Annotated in this window: 20 protein-coding genes and 2 pseudogenes; 13 read left to right on the plus strand and 9 right to left on the minus strand. The window is 58.5% G+C overall.

Going from position 1 to position 14,830, the window contains the following annotated elements; genetic code table 11:
- Nucleotides 1-123 precede the first annotated feature (123 nt).
- From NKG99_RS31375 to NKG99_RS31395, 6 genes are all read left to right on the plus strand, one after another.
- Nucleotides 124-1,122, plus strand: coding sequence for a dihydroxyacetone kinase subunit DhaK (locus NKG99_RS31375; protein WP_352873136.1), 999 nt, complete (start codon nucleotides 124-126; stop codon nucleotides 1,120-1,122).
- Nucleotides 1,122-1,769 carry a DAK2 domain-containing protein gene (locus NKG99_RS31380; protein ID WP_352873137.1) on the plus strand — a complete coding sequence of 216 codons (648 nt, stop codon included), beginning with the start codon at nucleotides 1,122-1,124 and terminating at the stop codon, nucleotides 1,767-1,769. The genes NKG99_RS31375 and NKG99_RS31380 overlap by 1 nt, the downstream gene beginning before the upstream one ends.
- Entirely contained in the window at nucleotides 1,766-3,109 is a 1,344-nt protein-coding gene (locus NKG99_RS31385; protein ID WP_352873139.1) for an NAD(P)/FAD-dependent oxidoreductase, read from the plus strand. The genes NKG99_RS31380 and NKG99_RS31385 overlap by 4 nt, the downstream gene beginning before the upstream one ends.
- Nucleotides 3,110-3,245: 136 nt before the next feature.
- Nucleotides 3,246-3,599: an ATP-binding cassette domain-containing protein gene (locus NKG99_RS36060; protein ID WP_502913104.1), complete on the plus strand. Its 354-nt coding sequence runs from the start codon at nucleotides 3,246-3,248 to the stop codon at nucleotides 3,597-3,599.
- Complete coding sequence (locus tag NKG99_RS31390; RefSeq protein WP_502913103.1) at nucleotides 3,484-3,849, plus strand: ATP-binding cassette domain-containing protein; 366 nt, start codon at nucleotides 3,484-3,486, stop codon at nucleotides 3,847-3,849. The genes NKG99_RS36060 and NKG99_RS31390 overlap by 116 nt, the downstream gene beginning before the upstream one ends.
- Nucleotides 3,840-4,001, plus strand: coding sequence for an EAL domain-containing protein (locus NKG99_RS31395; protein ID WP_352873152.1), 162 nt, complete (start codon nucleotides 3,840-3,842; stop codon nucleotides 3,999-4,001). The genes NKG99_RS31390 and NKG99_RS31395 overlap by 10 nt, the downstream gene beginning before the upstream one ends.
- Here NKG99_RS31395 and NKG99_RS31400 read toward each other — a convergent pair.
- Nucleotides 3,990-4,436, minus strand: a complete 447-nt coding sequence (locus NKG99_RS31400) for a hypothetical protein (RefSeq protein ID WP_352873140.1) — start codon at nucleotides 4,434-4,436, stop codon at nucleotides 3,990-3,992. The two genes, NKG99_RS31395 and NKG99_RS31400, sit on opposite strands and share 12 nt — an antisense overlap.
- A gap of 922 nt (nucleotides 4,437-5,358) precedes the next feature.
- On the opposite strand from NKG99_RS31400, the gene NKG99_RS31410 reads away from it, so the two are divergent.
- The gene (locus NKG99_RS31410) at nucleotides 5,359-5,595 is read left to right on the plus strand and encodes a hypothetical protein (protein WP_352873141.1); all 237 of its coding nucleotides are present in this window, start codon (nucleotides 5,359-5,361) and stop codon (nucleotides 5,593-5,595) included.
- Between the two features lie 203 nt (nucleotides 5,596-5,798).
- Here the strand turns inward: NKG99_RS31410 and NKG99_RS31415 are convergent.
- The 3 genes and pseudogenes from NKG99_RS31415 to NKG99_RS31425 form a co-directional block, all read right to left on the minus strand.
- Nucleotides 5,799-6,050: pseudogene (locus tag NKG99_RS31415) on the minus strand (ABC transporter permease family protein); the annotation flags it as partial.
- On the minus strand, nucleotides 6,031-6,261 hold the full coding sequence (locus NKG99_RS31420; protein WP_352873142.1) for an NIL domain-containing protein: 231 nt from the start codon (nucleotides 6,259-6,261) through the stop codon (nucleotides 6,031-6,033). The gene NKG99_RS31420 and the pseudogene NKG99_RS31415, both read right to left, overlap by 20 nt.
- 306 nt (nucleotides 6,262-6,567) lie before the next feature.
- A complete protein-coding gene (locus NKG99_RS31425) occupies nucleotides 6,568-6,867 on the minus strand; it encodes a Y4lK-related protein (RefSeq protein ID WP_352873143.1) in 300 nt (99 codons plus the stop codon).
- A gap of 1,087 nt (nucleotides 6,868-7,954) precedes the next feature.
- Here NKG99_RS31425 and NKG99_RS31430 point away from each other — a divergent pair.
- The 4 genes from NKG99_RS31430 to NKG99_RS31445 all read left to right on the plus strand — a co-directional run bounded on the left by NKG99_RS31430 (nucleotide 7,955) and on the right by NKG99_RS31445 (nucleotide 10,324).
- Nucleotides 7,955-8,233, plus strand: a complete 279-nt coding sequence (locus tag NKG99_RS31430; RefSeq protein ID WP_352873144.1) for a hypothetical protein — start codon at nucleotides 7,955-7,957, stop codon at nucleotides 8,231-8,233.
- Nucleotides 8,234-8,518, plus strand: coding sequence for a hypothetical protein (locus NKG99_RS31435; RefSeq protein WP_352873145.1), 285 nt, complete (start codon nucleotides 8,234-8,236; stop codon nucleotides 8,516-8,518).
- A gap of 278 nt (nucleotides 8,519-8,796) precedes the next feature.
- The gene (locus tag NKG99_RS31440) at nucleotides 8,797-9,273 is read left to right on the plus strand and encodes an insulinase family protein (RefSeq protein ID WP_352873146.1); all 477 of its coding nucleotides are present in this window, start codon (nucleotides 8,797-8,799) and stop codon (nucleotides 9,271-9,273) included.
- Complete coding sequence (locus NKG99_RS31445) at nucleotides 9,266-10,324, plus strand: class I SAM-dependent methyltransferase (protein ID WP_352873147.1); 1,059 nt, start codon at nucleotides 9,266-9,268, stop codon at nucleotides 10,322-10,324. The genes NKG99_RS31440 and NKG99_RS31445 overlap by 8 nt, the downstream gene beginning before the upstream one ends.
- A 395-nt stretch (nucleotides 10,325-10,719) precedes the next feature.
- Here NKG99_RS31445 and NKG99_RS31450 read toward each other — a convergent pair whose 3' ends face one another.
- The 4 genes and pseudogenes from NKG99_RS31450 to NKG99_RS31465 form a co-directional block, all read right to left on the minus strand.
- On the minus strand, nucleotides 10,720-10,992 hold the full coding sequence (locus tag NKG99_RS31450) for a hypothetical protein (protein ID WP_352873154.1): 273 nt from the start codon (nucleotides 10,990-10,992) through the stop codon (nucleotides 10,720-10,722).
- A 17-nt stretch (nucleotides 10,993-11,009) separates the two neighbouring features.
- Nucleotides 11,010-11,320 (minus strand): annotated as a pseudogene (locus NKG99_RS31455) (TonB-dependent receptor plug domain-containing protein); the annotation flags it as partial.
- A gap of 452 nt (nucleotides 11,321-11,772) precedes the next feature.
- Nucleotides 11,773-12,231 carry a hypothetical protein gene (locus tag NKG99_RS31460; RefSeq protein WP_352594230.1) on the minus strand — a complete coding sequence of 153 codons (459 nt, stop codon included), beginning with the start codon at nucleotides 12,229-12,231 and terminating at the stop codon, nucleotides 11,773-11,775.
- Between the two features lie 56 nt (nucleotides 12,232-12,287).
- Nucleotides 12,288-12,890: a hypothetical protein gene (locus NKG99_RS31465; protein WP_352873148.1), complete on the minus strand. Its 603-nt coding sequence runs from the start codon at nucleotides 12,888-12,890 to the stop codon at nucleotides 12,288-12,290.
- Nucleotides 12,891-12,923: 33 nt separating this feature from the next.
- Between NKG99_RS31465 and NKG99_RS31470 the strand changes: the two genes are divergently transcribed.
- The gene (locus tag NKG99_RS31470; protein ID WP_352873149.1) at nucleotides 12,924-13,535 is read left to right on the plus strand and encodes a helix-turn-helix domain-containing protein; all 612 of its coding nucleotides are present in this window, start codon (nucleotides 12,924-12,926) and stop codon (nucleotides 13,533-13,535) included.
- 123 nt (nucleotides 13,536-13,658) lie between these two features.
- Here the strand turns inward: NKG99_RS31470 and pmtA are convergent, their stop codons facing one another.
- Nucleotides 13,659-14,252: a phospholipid N-methyltransferase PmtA gene (gene pmtA / locus NKG99_RS31475; protein ID WP_352873150.1), complete on the minus strand. Its 594-nt coding sequence runs from the start codon at nucleotides 14,250-14,252 to the stop codon at nucleotides 13,659-13,661.
- Between the two features lie 297 nt (nucleotides 14,253-14,549).
- On the opposite strand from pmtA, the gene NKG99_RS31480 reads away from it, so the two are divergent.
- Nucleotides 14,550-14,830 (plus strand): co-chaperone GroES (locus NKG99_RS31480; protein WP_352873151.1); only part of this gene is annotated, 281 nt, incomplete at its 3' end.

The following is a 14,830-nucleotide window of genomic DNA, read 5'->3' on the forward strand; positions in this document are numbered from 1 at the left end:
AACCCTCCGCATTTACCTATGCCAATGCCGAGCCCAACGGATTGCGAGGGCTTTTGAAAACACTGCAGTGGCTTGGAGCCCCACCGAATAAGAACCGAAGCGATAGACTGGCAGAGCGAAAACATGAAGAAGCTGATCAACAGTCCTGAGAAATATGTGGATGAAGCGCTGGCGGGGATGAGCTTGGCGCACCAGGGTGCCTACAGGATTTCAGGCAGCAACGGCCGTGTCGTTGAACGGGCTAAGAAAAAGGCCGGAGGCAAAGTTGGAGTTGTTTCCGGCGGTGGCTTCGGGCACTTGCCGTTGTTTGCCGGATATGTCGGAGAAGGACTGCTGGATGCCTGCGCTGTCGGGCATGTGTTCGCCGGCCCGTCGTACGACGATATATCCGAGTGCCTGAACGCGGCTGACTGCGGCGGGGGCGTACTGTCAGTCATTGCCAATTATGGCGGCGACACCATGGTGTTTGCCATGGTCAATGACATGTTGACCGCTGAGGGCAAGGACTGCGCCACCGTAATTGTGGCCGATGACGTTGCAAGTGCAGACAAGGATCGAGCAGAGACGCGCCGTGGTGTGGCTGGAATCATATTCGCATTCAAAGTTGCTGGAGCCGCGGCGGAAAGGGGACTTAGTCTACCTGAGGTGAAAGCCGTGACTGAAAAGGCCATGGCTGGTTGCCGGTCCATAGGAGTAGCGCTATCGGCCTGCACAGTACCACAGGCGGGCCAACCTACATTTGAGCTTGAAGAAGATGCCATTGAAATGGGTATGGGCATTCATGGTGAGAAAGGATTGTGGCGCGGGGCGCTTAAACCCGCTGACGAAATTGCCGCAGAGATGGTCGAGCGACTGTTGGACGATCTCAAACCCGTAGCGGGGACCAAGGTAGCGGTACTAGTCAACAGTCTTGGCGCCACACCGCTGGAAGAACTTTATATCGTGTACCGCAAAATGGCCCAGCTGCTTGAGGCGGCGGGTCTGAAAATCGCCTACTCACTTGCTGGTGAATACGTGACTTCAATGGAAATGGCGGGCGCCTCGGTGAGCGTTATGCAGGTCGACGATGAACTGCTCGGTTTGTTGAATGCTCCTGCCCAATGTCCCCTGTGGAGAGCGTGATGGCGACCATCTTCACGGGATCGGATGTCGGCGCCGCGATGCGGCGCGTCGCACTAGCGCTCGTCGAGAGCAAAGATCGGTTTAACAAGCTTGATGCTGCGGGTGGTGACGGTGACATGGGCACTACCTTGGCGACAGTTTCACAGGCGTTGCTTGCCGATGAGACCATTTATCCGGATGACGTCGGCGAGAGCCTAATGCGGATTGCAAAAACAATTGCGCGGACCTCAGGCTCAAGCCTGAGTGCCGTTGCAATGACGGGACTGATCACACTGGGAAAGACTTGGTCGGCGAAACACGAAGTTCCCTGGATCGAGATGGCTCCCGCGTTGTCAAATGCCGTTGAGACTATGCAGGCCCGGTCAAAGGCCAGACTCGGCGACAAGACGGTGCTGGACGGAATAGCTCGGGTCGCACGGAGCATCGAGGGGATCTCTACTGCAGAAGTGATGAGAGCCACAGCGCAACAAGCGACCGCTGATGCGCTGGCGGAGTTTCGCAGTTGCCCGGCAATCATGGGGAGGCTGCGGCTTGAGCCATCCAAAGGGGTAGGAACCGACGATCCGGGCATGGTTGCATTGCATGTTGCCGTATCGGCCATGGCAGGGTCGCTATCTGATCGAGCAGTGGGCGGATCCAACAAATGACCGATCCGAGCATCATCTCTCACCAAACAAATCAGACGCCGAAGGCCATCCCCGCGAGAGCAGATGTCGTTGTTGTTGGCGCCGGCATCATCGGAACAGCCACCGCGCTGTTTCTTGCACAACGGGGGCTGTCGGTCGTCGTGTGTGAAAAAGGTCATGTCGCATGCGAGCAATCCAGCCGCAATTGGGGGTGGGTGCGCAAGATGGGGCGCGATCCAGCCGAGATACCCATGGCTATCGCGAGTGCAAAGCTATGGGCTGGAATGAACGAACTTACAGGCATCGAGACAGGATTCCGCGAAACCGGCATCTACTATTTGTGCAAAGACCAGAAGGACCTCCAAAAGTATGAAGAATGGCTAGCGTTCGCCAAAGAGCATGGAGTCGATTCCTCCCTAGTTAGGCAAAGTGGTTTGAAAGAGCGTTTCCCAACGCTTATGGGTCATTGGGAAGGCGCGCTATTTACCAAAAGCGATGGACGTGCCGAACCTTCCATGGCGACGCAAGCCATGGCGGCTTCATTACGCACACGCGGAGGCCAGATCGTTGAAGATTGTGCTGTGCGTTGCATTGAAACAGCGGCGGGCTCGGTCCATTCCGTTGTAACGGAGCATGGCGAGATTCGCTGCAAGTCCATCGTCCTGGCTACCGGCGCCTGGACCAGACTGTTCTGCGGCAACTTGGGCATCGATTTCCCGCAATTGAAAGTCATCGGCTCGGTCATGCGTACGCAGCGGCTCGACGGGCCTCCTGAATGTGCAGTCGCCGGTCGGGATTTCGCCTTTCGCAAGCGCCTTGACGGTGGCTATACGATCGCGCAGAAAAACGCGAACATTGCGCAAATCGTTCCGGATAGCTTCCGTTTGCTCTTCCAGTTCCTTCCCGCCTTTCGGTCGGAAGGGAATGAAATAAGACTCCGCTTCAGCAATCAGTTTTTCAGGGAGATGAACATCCCGAAGAGGTGGCGATCGGATCAGGTCACCCCCTTTGAAACGACCCGGGTTCTCAACCCAAAGCCTTCCAAAAAAATCCTTAGCGAGGGGCTGAGCAACCTAAGGAGAGTTTTCCCAGAGTTTGCTGATGCCAAAGTCGAAGAAAGCTGGGGATGCGCTATCGATGTCACGCCGGATGCGGTGCCCGTGATCGATACGGTCGACGAAATTTCGGGCTTGGTAATCGCCAGCGGTTTCTCGGGCCATGGATTTGGGATCGGGCCGGCGGCAGCCCATCTAGTTGCTGATATGGTCACGGCCCAAAAGCCGATCGTCCCTTTAGAACCTTTCAAGCTGGCTCGGTTGAGGAAGCTAGCGGTGCGCAGCATGGAGAAAGCAAGAGGGTAAGCGTGGTGCTGCCTACGTCGGCTACAACGACTATGACCAATTCGATTGGCTGGCGATTGTTCTGCTGCCATCCGAGGGGTTCAAAGCTCGCGCAATCTACCTGTCCCACGGCCAGAAGCCGAGCGGTTGGCGCGACGTGACAAGGCGACAAGTAACCGACCGGGCGAAACCAAGACCAATTGAGCAGGGAGCGGAGCGCGATGGGCACAACAACAAGTGGCGGCGAGGTCTTTATACGCGACCTCGCCAAATCCTTTATCCTCGGCGGGCGTCAGCTCCCCGTGCGAGGGCACTCAACCTGGATATCCGCTCCGGTGAATGCCTGGTCATCGTCGGCGCCAGCGGCTCCGGCAAGACTACGCCGCCGCGCATTCTTGCCGGGTTGGAGGCCGCCGACAACGGCGGCGTCGCCATCGACGGCAGCCGGTGCATGGCGTCGGCGCCGAGCGCGCGGTGCTCTTCCAAGAGCCGCGCCTGCTGCCCTGGCTGACAGTGCTCGGCAACGTCGCCTTCGGCCTCGAGGTGCGGGCGTGCCCAAGCAAGAAGCCGAGGAACGGGCCCGCTTCTATATCGCCCTCGTCGGTCTTGCCGAATTCGCCGATGCCTATCCCAGGCAGCTTTCCGGCGGCATGGCGCAGCGCGTCGGCATTGCCCGGGCGCTAACGGTACAGCCCGAAATCCTGTTGCTCGACGAGCCATTGGGCGCGCTCGCCGCCATGACGAGCTTCGAATTGAGGTAACGGCCGAAGGCGTCAAAACTCCCGAACAGCTCGACTATCTGCGCCGCGTCAGATGTGACGAAGCTCAAGGCTATTTAATCGGGAAACCTGTCGCGATAGACGACATTCCTGGCATTACCGCGAAGCCGTTTGGTCAGCAGCTAAATACATGAATGGCACGACCCGCACTTTGCCGGCGATGGTCTGGTTTTTTCTCGTATGCCAACGGTGACGAGGTGAGGCAACGGACTCCACCCGGTAACATTTTTCTTGAGGCAATGGGGTCTGCTTTCATCTTGATAGCCGACGATGCCACTCCGCGAACTCATCGGAATTCCGACAGTTTTCTTGGCCATGGCAGGCGTCGGTTCCGGGGTAGCATCGTCGGACCTGTCCTTCAGGAAGTCCCAAGGCAGAGAACTGTTTTCGATCTCCTCGATAACAGATTCAGTCGCGAATGATGCAGCAGGATCGACAGCTTTGCGGCGGCGTGCGATCCGGACTGCCGACGAAAGAGCTTGGGCGGTTGTCCTGTAGCGGACCGGGCTCTTGCCGGAAATTGGGCGGATGGGGAGCAGGACGTTGAGAACCTGTCTGATCGGATTCATGGAAGCTCCCTCTGACTGTCGGCGGCAACCATATAACCAGCCGCGGCAACGAATGACAATTGCACGACGTGATTCCATCCTTCGTGCGCGACCACAGGAGAGGCCACGTGACGGAACTGACAAAACATTGCGGCACCGTGATGGTGAAGTCGGACGGCACCGTCCTGTCGGCTCCCGGGCGTATCAGGATACGGCGCGGCGCGGTGGCTCGGCATGGCGCCTCAGAATATCGAGACGAATTTCTGGCTCCGCTGGACGCTGGATGCCTCGTTCCCTTACCTGAAAGGCACGTCCACTTTGGCGTTTTGCGCTCAAAAGGAATCGTTTAGTCTTCCTCCGGCTGGCGTTCTGGTGGGACCAATTCCATCCGCCTTGTCTGCAGAGGAAACTATGAAGAGACTATTGTTTGCATTTGCATTTTCGACATCGGGAGCGTTCGCTTCCGGGCTTGGTGTCTCATTTGAATGGGGACCTACGAAAAGATGCTTGACCCGAAGTCGCCCCCAATAACATTGTCGGGCGTTCCTCAAGGTACGGCAAAACTCCAGATCACGATGACGGATAGCAGTTCTGCCTATAACCACGGCAGCGGGACCGTTGCTTACAAAGGGCAAACGTTGCTGCCGTACGGAACGTTCCGATACAACGGGCCATGCCCCGACAGGGGAACCCATTTCTACAACATCACCGTAAAGGCGTTGGACGCATCCGGAAGTGTCTTGGCTAGCGGCTCTGCTTCCCGGCCATTCTCTGCAAAATAGCTAAAACGAGCCTCTCCTCGACACGGGTGGCTCGTTTCAAGACTTCCCACCCACTATACTTAGAACCCTTTTCGTCCGTTCGACTATTGACCGCCCCCTCCACAAATGGCTCGGCCTAAAACGGATGGGAAAAGCAGAAAAGGCAACAGATCGGCACCAGAATGAATATGGCCGCGCGAACTGACAGACGCGTCAACTATCGGCATCTCGCATGGTCGGTGGCACTGGACTTGGCGCGAGATGCGCCCACCCTGCTGGCGCGGTTCCCCATCAAGGTCGTCGCGGTTTCGCTTGGCGAGAAAAACGCCCGCGTGTGGCAGAATATATCGGCAATCCGATCAATAGAAGTCGAGGAGTTCGGCGAAAGCGCTTCGATACCGCCGGCAGGGAACGCCTAACTTTCCAAGGGCGGGAAGCTCGTCCAGGACGGCGGCGCGGACCTCTTGCCGGCGGGGCATCGGGTGGCCGGATGCTGGCGCGAGGCCTTTGCTTTTCAACGTTGAACTGCCGCCAGCGCCGTTTTGCGGATCATGGCGTTCTGGCGTGGAGAGAGCGGTCCGCCGCATTGTTGATGACGGCAAAGCCCCTCCCGCCAAGGGATGCCGACGACCAGCCGCGTTACCGGGATCAGCGCAACCAACAGGATAATGAAGGGGACCGACCGGAAGCCGTTGATCACGGCGCCGAGGACGCGATTCGCCCAAAGCTGCTCGGCGATGCCGCCGAGATCGGTGGCGACGAGCGCCAGCCCGATCGGCAGGCCGGCCACCAATGAGATGAAGCCGGAGGCGGCAGTCATCAGCAACGTTTCCCAGAGCGAGCGGAAAAGCAGTTCAATCATTATCGGCGACATAGCCGAGTACCTCCACCCGGGCGCCGCGGCCCGTCAGAAAATCGATGACATGCCGCACATGGCCCGCGCTGGTGGGGACACCGAGGAACAGGCTTCCGACCGGCTGCCGCTGGACATGGTCGATGCCGCCAGTGGATGAGGCGGAACGAGCCCGGGATGGTGGCGGCAAGATCGGAAAGGAGAGGACCGCGCGCCGCTTCTCCCGCGACATCGATCCTGAGGATCGCTTCCTTGCCGGCCGAGGGCGAGAGCCTGGCCGCAAGCACCAGCCATGGCCGCGACCAGAGTTGCCACGTCGGAATGGCTAAGCACTTGCCGTCGCCGGACTTGATAGTTTCGATGACATTGCCCGGCGAACAGTCATTGACCGACCCTTTCCCGCGGCGGCCAGTACGAGAAGACGAGGGTATTGCCCTGTTGGGCAAACCACAGCTCATTGGCGTCGATACCCGTCCCAAAGTTCAGCTCGTGACTGTCGGTGAGGAGCCGGCTTCGACAATCGTATCCGATCCGTCCTTTATTCGTTGCGACTTCGAGTGCCTGTTTTGTGCGGTCTCCGGCCCTCGTTTGTCGACGACGAGAGTTCTATGTACCGACCAATCGAGTGAAGATAGGCAACGATCTCCGGTAGCAGGTGATCACGATCGCCAAACTCTTCCACGATTCGTTTTACCTTGCGCCAGGGTACCTTCCCGTCAACATCGCCCAGTGAGTAGCCTAAGTGACCGACCGCGCAGATATCGCAGCCAGCCTCGATCACCTTGTCGACGAAGGCGGGAATCTCGCTCGCTTTCATTAGCCGCATGTTGCTGGTCATCGCAGATATCTCCGTTGGTGGTCGGCATGGAAATTGCGCCAACGCCCATTGTGCTCGAACCTGCACGCTCTTCGCTACCTGTGCACTTGCACAGGTTGTAGGGTCTCAGGCCTGCCGAAGGCGCCGGATCGAGCGTTCCTGCGCATTTGTTCATTGTTGGCGGCCCGGGCACTCAACGTGTTGCTAGAACAGCCCACCTGCTCGTTCCAGCAAGGCAGCACTGGCCACCGGAACGCTCCCCTTGCGCGCACTGAAAGGCGATGCCGGCGCCAAGGCAGCTCAGGCAGTCGGAGTCAGTCATGCCGAGGCGCCATTTCCATTTTCCTCGCAAGTCGCTCCGCCGCACGCGCTCTTTTCGCTCTGGAGTCCGAGTAGGTTGGGCCGAGGTTCGCTCATCGGGGGATCGGCTTGGCGAGGCTTTCGGGTCATCGCACTGTCACGCTTCGGCTATCCGCCTTCCCTCTCATGCTCAGCCCTACTCGATGCGGTGGACGCCCCCAACAGCATGGCGATGTGCTGTCGTTTCCGACTCTGACACCATGGTTCAAACCCCCGCAGTTTACTGAGAAAATCCACAACTTCGTAAGCTGCGGCAGGAGAGAAAAAGCAACAGCTAGAAAACCGCCACCGAGCTCTATAATATGCGTTATGCAACTTTAAGTTGTAGAAGCTAAGTAAAATATCCTGATCTGCCAAAAATAGGAATGTCGCTCCTGCTTGTGCCTTGCCACTCTCTCGCCTTCGAGAGCGGGGAGATTGCATCTTGGGACGTTAAAGGGGTGGATTTTCGTTTAAACGGTTCAAATGGGCGGTCGTCCGCCAGCAACTTCTCCTTGCTAAGTAATCCGGCATCCTCGAAGGCCTCGCGCCAGTTCGAGGCGCATTCATATCCCCTCCGCAGCAGCACGCGCAAGCATCGTCACAAGCCCCGAGCCGCTTCGCGTTCGGCGCTGTCCAATTTCCGACAATGTCGGATACGCAACGTAGCAGAGTCAGATCTACCAGACTGCGTATAAATGGTTTTCTCAATTGGCACGGTACATGCACGATCATCCGCAAACACGTGCCCGACCAAAGAAGACGTCGCATGATCACCTCACCACAACTTACCGCCGCCGCGGAACAAATCACTTCGCCCCGAACCTTGCTTATCGTCCGTCCCGTCACCACGACCGGAGCCATCCGCTTCGTCTTCGACGGCGGCACCACGCACGACTCGGCTGGCAAGGAGGGACTGGCCAATTTGATGACCGGCCTGTTCGACGAGGGCGCCGGCGATCTCGACAGCGATCCCTTCCAGGTGACGGTTGACCATGCCGGGGCCGAGATGAGCTTCGACGCGCAGCGCGACGGCATTTATGGCTAGATGCGCATGCTGTCCAAACGGAAGGACGCCGCCTTCGATCTGCTCAGGCTCGCGGCTAACAGCCCCCGCTTCGACCAGGAGCCGGTCCACCGCATCCGCGCCAACATTCTCGCCAGCATCATCGCCAATGAGCGCGACCCCCACGCGATCGCCGAGCTTGCATGGCGGCGCAGAATCTACGGCACGCATCCTTATTCGAGGCCGGACGAGGGGCACCAAGGAGAGCCTCGCCGGCACAACGCCGGCCGATCTAGGCGCCCTCCACAAGGCCGCTTTCGCCCGTGACGGGCTGCACGTCGCGGTCGTCGGCGACATTGATGCCAAAGGCCTGGGTGAAAGGCTCCACGAGGTGGTCGGCGATTTGCCTCAGAAGCAGGCGATCGCCCCGGTGGCCGATGTCGCCCCGAGCTCGGCCGGCGTAATTGGTCGCCTACGACCCGCCGCAGACTTCGCTGCAGCTGGTTTTTCCCGGCATCGGACGCAGCGACCCGGAATTCTAAGCCGCACAGCTGATAAGCAAAATACTCAGAGGCTTGCCATTTACCTCGCGTCTGTTCCAGGAAGTGCGCGAAAAGCGCGGCCTTGCTTACGGTATCCATTCCAGCCTGAAAGACCACCAGCATTCCAATGCGCTTGTCGTGACCACGGCGACGCGCGCCGACAGGGCGGCCGAGACGCTCGGTCTGATACGCCACGTGATCAGGGAGTTGGCGGAAACAGGGCCGACAGAGGCCGAGCTAAAAGCGAGCAAGAAATATCTGATCGGCACCTATGCTACCAACAATCTGGATTCCTCCAGTTCGATTGCAGCCAGGCTTGTCGGGTCTTGGCATCGGCTACACCAGTGCCGCGCCGCCCTCATCGATCGACCAAGTCGAGGCAGCGGCGAAGAAGCTGCTTTCGGCCGAACCCGCCATTATGGTGGTCGGCCCGCGCGTGGACGCCAAAGGATGGGCCCGGGCTCCAATTTCGCCATTCTTCTCCCCTTGCGAGGCTTTTACTGGGAGAGATCGAGCCCAAAGGGAGATTCCGATGTCTGAAGCGAGTCAGGAAAAGTTGGACGCATTCTTGGGGAAAATGGTCGGCGATCTCGGTGCGATCGCTACGGGCGCGGGAGTCTTGCTGGGCGACAGACTCGGCCTGTTCAAGGCATTGCGCGAAGGCGGCAAGATGACGGCCGCCGAACTTTCGACACGCACCGGTACCCAGGAGCGCCTTGTAAGGGAATGGCTTTCCGGGCAGGCGGCGGCGGGCTACGTCGACTACGATGAAGCCAACGACCAGTTCTATCTCAACGCCGAGCAGGAGCTGGTGTTCGCCGATGAAAATAGCCCGGCCTTCATGGCTGGCGCATTCGAGTTCCTATCCGCGCTGTGGCTCGATGAAGAAAAGGTGAGGCAAGCGTTCCAGTCCGGCAAGGGCGTTGCATGGCACGATCATAGCGCGTGTCTGTTTCGCGGCACGGAGCGGTTCTTCCGTCCAGGCTATAATGCCAATCTGATCGACTCCTGGCTGCCGGCCCTGGAGGGCGTAGTCGAGAAGCTCGAACGCGGCGTGGAGGTCGCGGATGTCGGATGCGGTCATGGCGCATCGACGGTGCTCATGGCACGTGCTTTCCCCAATTCGCGCTTCTTCGGCTTCGATTATCACGCCCCTTCGATCGAGCGCGCCCGCAAGGCCGCCGAGGAAGCCGGCGTCGGCGCCAACACGCGCTTCGAGGTCGCGGCCGCCAAGACCTATCCCGGCACCTATGACCTCGTCGCTTTTTTCGATTGCCTTCACGACATGGGCGACCCGGCGGGCGCCGCCACCCATGTCCACGGGTCGCTCAAGCCGGATGGCACGTGGATGATCGTCGAGCCGTTCGCGCATGATCATCTAGCGGCGAACCTCAATCCCGTCGGACGCGTTTACTATGCCGCTTCCACGTTCGTGTGCACGCCCGCATCCCTGTCGCAGGAAGTCGGGCTCGGGCTTGGCGCCCAGGCCGGCGAGGCGAGGCTACGCAAGGTGGTGACCGGCGGCGGCTTCAAGCGATTCCGTCGCGCCACGGAGACGCCGTTCAACATGGTGCTGGAGGCCCGTCCCTAGCGCGGCCGTCGCTAGAAATTGCAGCTCATCGCTTCATGGTGAAGATCGTCAAAATCCGAACTCACAGTTATCGACAAATTTTCAGAGGCGTCACCCCCCTGACATCCGATTGGAGTTGTTAGAAGCCAACAGTAGTTGAAGGCACACGCAGCCAAGCTCGTCGCCTAGACTAGTTCGGTGCTCTCAGAGAAGCCAACTCCGAAGACCGTACTCCGCTCAAAACGCGCAGTCTCTCCACCTGAACTTGGGCGACTTCGGCGGCGTCGGCGACAAACGCGAAAAGCGCCAGGAGCGGCACTGCGACCAATGGCGCTTTCATAAACCTCGAAGGCGCTTTCAATCCTGGCGATGCGTTCCGTCAGTGTCATCTGAATAGACTCATGCCAATCACAGCTTCACGAAGCCTTGCGACGCAACGCCGTTTGGTATCCCAACCATTGGTGAATTTCGGCGGCGATGCGCTCGGCATGTGCGGTGACTTCGGGAATTCCCATCAGTTCGCCGACGCTGCCGCGCGCCAGTGGCCCGCTGACGAAAATGCTGTCGGTCGGGCGCCCGGATGTGCCGACCGCACGGCCTTGGCTGTCGGTCTCCAAACCAAGACCAATCGGGTCGAGCCGGACCAATCCCATCCGCTCGAGCGCCGCAATCGCCGTGTTGGTCCGCAAGATATCGGCGTGCGTACCCCCCCGAGACTGCTGTTCGGCGCGATGCCATAAAGGAGCGCCACCGGTCCTTTGAGAACCTCGATCGCTCGATATAATCGGTGAACAAGCGATAGGTCGGCGCGACCCCGAACACAGCATCGAACGCGACCTCGGCAAAATTTCCTTCATTTATCGGAAAGCCGCCAATGTAGAAGGAATCCAATATCCCGCCGGTTGAATGGGTGCTCCGTACGGAACGATCATTGATCATCACGTCGGCCATCGTGCGTGCGCCCTGATCCTCGATCGTTTGCGCCGTGTAGCTGCCTGTGTTGAACGGCGTATCCATGATGTCGCGATTGCCGAGCAGGCCCAAGCGCCCGCCTCGCGCGACTTGTCCGCCCGGATACGCTTCCGGCAGATTGCCGATCGTTGCGGTCAGGGCAGGCCGCCAGCCCCACCACCACGATGCGCTCGAGCACCGTCATGGAATGTTCGTTTCATTGTTGATAGGTTAGTCATGTTATTTAGCAAGACCTCCTGACCACCCTCACCCAGCTCTCGCCAGGCAAGGCAAAACGTTCTTGGTCCTTGGCGTGAGGGACTTGGATGAGGAAATCTGTTGGGCTGTTCGCTGCGCTGGCCGTGATGGGTCAGGACGCCGCTGCGCAGGAGTCGACGGCTGATCGTCTGATGAAACTAGACCGGGAAGACGGTTATGCCGGACTTTTCTGAAACGCCGGTGGCTGGCGCTCGAGGTCAGAACATATCGGTTTTCGCTCGCCTTCCCTCTCGGCTCACTCACTTGTGCGGCATACAATAGACGCCCTCGGATTCCATGAGTACCGCGCCGCCCTTCAACTCGCTCATTGCGCCGACCCAGGCTTCCGAATAAGTGCGGCTGGCATCCACGGCCGTCAGCCAAAGAACGCGATTGTCAGCCAGTTCGACTTTAACTTCCTGCTGCAAAGGGCTTGCCTGCACGGTCTGTTGATAGTGCCGTTTGATCCTGACATTGCTGGCCGGGAACTCAGCTTCGTTGCTGCCATAGTTCAGCACAAACCTAGTATGGTCCTCGGCCACTGTGCAACTGCCGTCACGCTCACACACGATTTTGGCGGCGGTCTTGCAGTCCCATTTCAGTGAAGCGGGCCACATAGGATTGTCCACGCTTGATCGCGGCTTGTCGCTCTGACCAGCCGCCGTCAACACTGCGCCTGTGTTCAAAATCACAGTGGACAGGAGAAGCGCTTTGAACACTACAGACCTCCCTGAATTGCGATCCCATAGTACGTCGTCCTGCGTGATCGCCTGGCTCATGGCATGTTGAGATTGAACCAGCTTTTCTGGCGCACACCGTTCGCGTCATCATACTCGATGAACCAGGGCTGTCCGCGTATCGGTCGAGGGATGGTGACGTAGGTGGGGCCATTACCGACGGAATGCCCTCGATCGTTCCCCGCGGTCTGGATTTTTGCCGCAACCACCTTACCGTCGATTTCGATTTGGACCTGACGTGATCCGTCTCCATGATGCCTGCTGAGGGCGTTGTTTTTGAAAACGACGGGCAAGGAGAGCCTATCGGCCGCGATGCGGCAGATGTTTTGTTCTTGACCTAAGCCCGGCCGATCGAATTCGGAGCTGCCAACTGCTTCCCAGCCAGACGGACAATCCTCATATTTCTCAAATCTCGCCGCGCTGGAGTTGGCTTGCGGACAGATCGGCCAATTAAAACCCGGGGCTTCCATCGCCGCAATCAACCTGTAAATTGGCTGGTGGCACGAGGGGGTGCCTTGCCAGTCGCCGGAAAGACATAGGAGGACCTGACAGCCCCATTCCGACGCTTTTGATTGGGATGGAAGAGCTGCGGCGCCCGCCATGGCGACGGCACCCCCCAATAGGAATTTGAGTATGGTCATAGCCTTTTCCTCGCTGCGGATTGATAGTTTACTATGGATGATCCGCGCGAAAAAGGACAGATCGAAAAGGCAGGCTTTGTGCGACTACATCGATTTATGAAACGAGACGACGGAGGCGTGGTCAACAACCCGTTGCGCGCCAACATTGCCCTGACGCTCGAGCGGGAGAGAGCCAGACGCGGCTTATCCCATATGCACATGGCCGAACTGTTTCGAACCCCCGAGGGCGAAAAACTGGCCTATCGAACCTACATTCAGACTGTGCGTCAGAAAAATAATGTCACATTGACGACGCTACAGATCATGGCAAACGGCTTGCAAGTGTCTTTCGCAGGACTGCTCGCCGGCAGTAAGAAAGTTCCGGATTGGGCGCATCGGTTGGACGACAATGCGATCCGCAAGCGGCTGGCGCGCATCATCGATTTTCAGCGACAACGACGTACTTTGCACCGTTATGAGATGGCCGAACTCATCGGCGTGGCGGAGGCGACATTCACGAAACTGGAACGCGCGAGCGGCAACATCAGCGTGGATACGATTGCCGCGATCGCCAAGGCATTGAAACTGGATCCAGCGACCTTCCTCTTTTCCGAAAAGATCCCGCCAACCGCTGTTCTAGCTTTTTTCGACAAAGTGGAGAAGTAGGCTTCTATTCGAGAGCCGATCCAGCATAGACCCAGCAAACATGAAAGCGCACTGATGGCAATTTCACATGGGGCCTGATTGCATACACCTCAGCGCAGTCGGCCCTTCGGGTGCCGGATTTGGCTAGACTGCTCGTCGATAGGTCCAGAGCTGTGCCGGTGGTATGTTGCGGACGACGAAGTCATAGTGGGAAACCACGTAGCGGTCGGGCATCTTGATCACCGGCGACAGAGGCCCATAGGTGATTTGAATTACCGGCCGACCGGCAGGAATGCGGGCAAGCAAATCCTCAACCAGGGCAACGCGCTGTTCCATAGGAAAGCTCAGCAGCGGAACTGCACTGACGACACAATCGAACTCACCTTTGCGCTCACCCAGAACTTCATTCAGCGCAAATGCGTTGCCCAATCTGAAGTCCACGCCCGGGAAGCGTTGCACCAGGCCGTTGTAGAAATTTCTGGAGTATTCGACCGACACCAACTGATGCGGTTTAATGCCCCTCTCCAGGATTGCCTTGGTGATGACGCCGGTTCCCGCGCCAAGCTCCAGGACCGGCATCCCGGACCGCGGGTTGACCACGCTTGCCATCCGGCGCGCCGCATAAATCGAAGTGGGGATGAGGGCTCCTACGCCCTTCTTGTCCTTCTGCCAGCCTTTGAAGAATTGCACCTCTTCATCAAACCTTTTGCCGAGCAGCTCCTTCAGTCGGAAAACCATGTTCTCTCCGTGCTCCGGCCATTTAGCGAAGCGCGTTGTGGCCAAGCTCTGCGAATTTTGCAAGCCCGTTACAACTTGCTTGCGTGTTAAGGCCCGTCACAGGCAGTCACGAACAGCGAGGGCGTCTTGCGCTCGCAGAGCCACGCGATTTTTGCTCTTCGCCCGTCCCTCTTCCGTCTTGACTAGTATGAGCTTACAGACTATCTCACCGCCACGTTAGCACTCGCCACTGTCGAGTGCTAACGACGCTCCGGCAACGGGCAACCGTTCAACCTCCGCACCAGGGACAATCCAAAAATGGCAAAGTCGAATTTCCGGCCGCTGCATGACCGCGTGGTCGTTCGCCGCGTCGAGTCCGAATCCAAGACCGCTGGCGGGATCATCATCCCGGACACGGCAAAGGAAAAGCCGCAGGAAGGCGAGATCATTGCTGTTGGCTCGGGCGCCCGTGACGAAGCTGGCAAGCTGGTCCCCCTGGACGTCAAGGCCGGCAACCGCATCCTGTTCGGCAAGTGGTCGGGCACCGAAGTCAAGCTCAATGGCGAAGACCTTCTGATCATGAAGGAATCCGACATCAT

The sequence above is a fragment of the Mesorhizobium sp. M1409 genome (genome assembly GCF_040317535.1).
Lineage (GTDB): Bacteria > Pseudomonadota > Alphaproteobacteria > Rhizobiales > Rhizobiaceae > Mesorhizobium.

Bases quoted from the DNA above. Each gene is read 5' to 3' on its own strand.
- NKG99_RS31375 (WP_352873136.1), top strand. From the start codon at position 124: ATGAAGAAGCTGATCAACAGTCCTGAGAAATATGTGGATGAAGCGCTG.
- NKG99_RS31380 (WP_352873137.1), top strand. From the start codon at position 1,122: ATGGCGACCATCTTCACGGGATCGGATGTCGGCGCCGCGATGCGGCGC.
- NKG99_RS31385 (WP_352873139.1), top strand. From the start codon at position 1,766: ATGACCGATCCGAGCATCATCTCTCACCAAACAAATCAGACGCCGAAG.
- NKG99_RS31400 (WP_352873140.1), bottom strand. From the start codon at position 4,436: ATGAATCCGATCAGACAGGTTCTCAACGTCCTGCTCCCCATCCGCCCA.
- NKG99_RS31410 (WP_352873141.1), top strand. From the start codon at position 5,359: ATGAATATGGCCGCGCGAACTGACAGACGCGTCAACTATCGGCATCTC.
- NKG99_RS31420 (WP_352873142.1), bottom strand. From the start codon at position 6,261: ATGTCGCGGGAGAAGCGGCGCGCGGTCCTCTCCTTTCCGATCTTGCCG.
- NKG99_RS31425 (WP_352873143.1), bottom strand. From the start codon at position 6,867: ATGACCAGCAACATGCGGCTAATGAAAGCGAGCGAGATTCCCGCCTTC.
- NKG99_RS31430 (WP_352873144.1), top strand. From the start codon at position 7,955: ATGATCACCTCACCACAACTTACCGCCGCCGCGGAACAAATCACTTCG.
- NKG99_RS31435 (WP_352873145.1), top strand. From the start codon at position 8,234: ATGCGCATGCTGTCCAAACGGAAGGACGCCGCCTTCGATCTGCTCAGG.
- NKG99_RS31445 (WP_352873147.1), top strand. From the start codon at position 9,266: ATGTCTGAAGCGAGTCAGGAAAAGTTGGACGCATTCTTGGGGAAAATG.
- NKG99_RS31465 (WP_352873148.1), bottom strand. From the start codon at position 12,890: ATGACCATACTCAAATTCCTATTGGGGGGTGCCGTCGCCATGGCGGGC.
- NKG99_RS31470 (WP_352873149.1), top strand. From the start codon at position 12,924: ATGGATGATCCGCGCGAAAAAGGACAGATCGAAAAGGCAGGCTTTGTG.
- pmtA (WP_352873150.1), bottom strand. From the start codon at position 14,252: ATGGTTTTCCGACTGAAGGAGCTGCTCGGCAAAAGGTTTGATGAAGAG.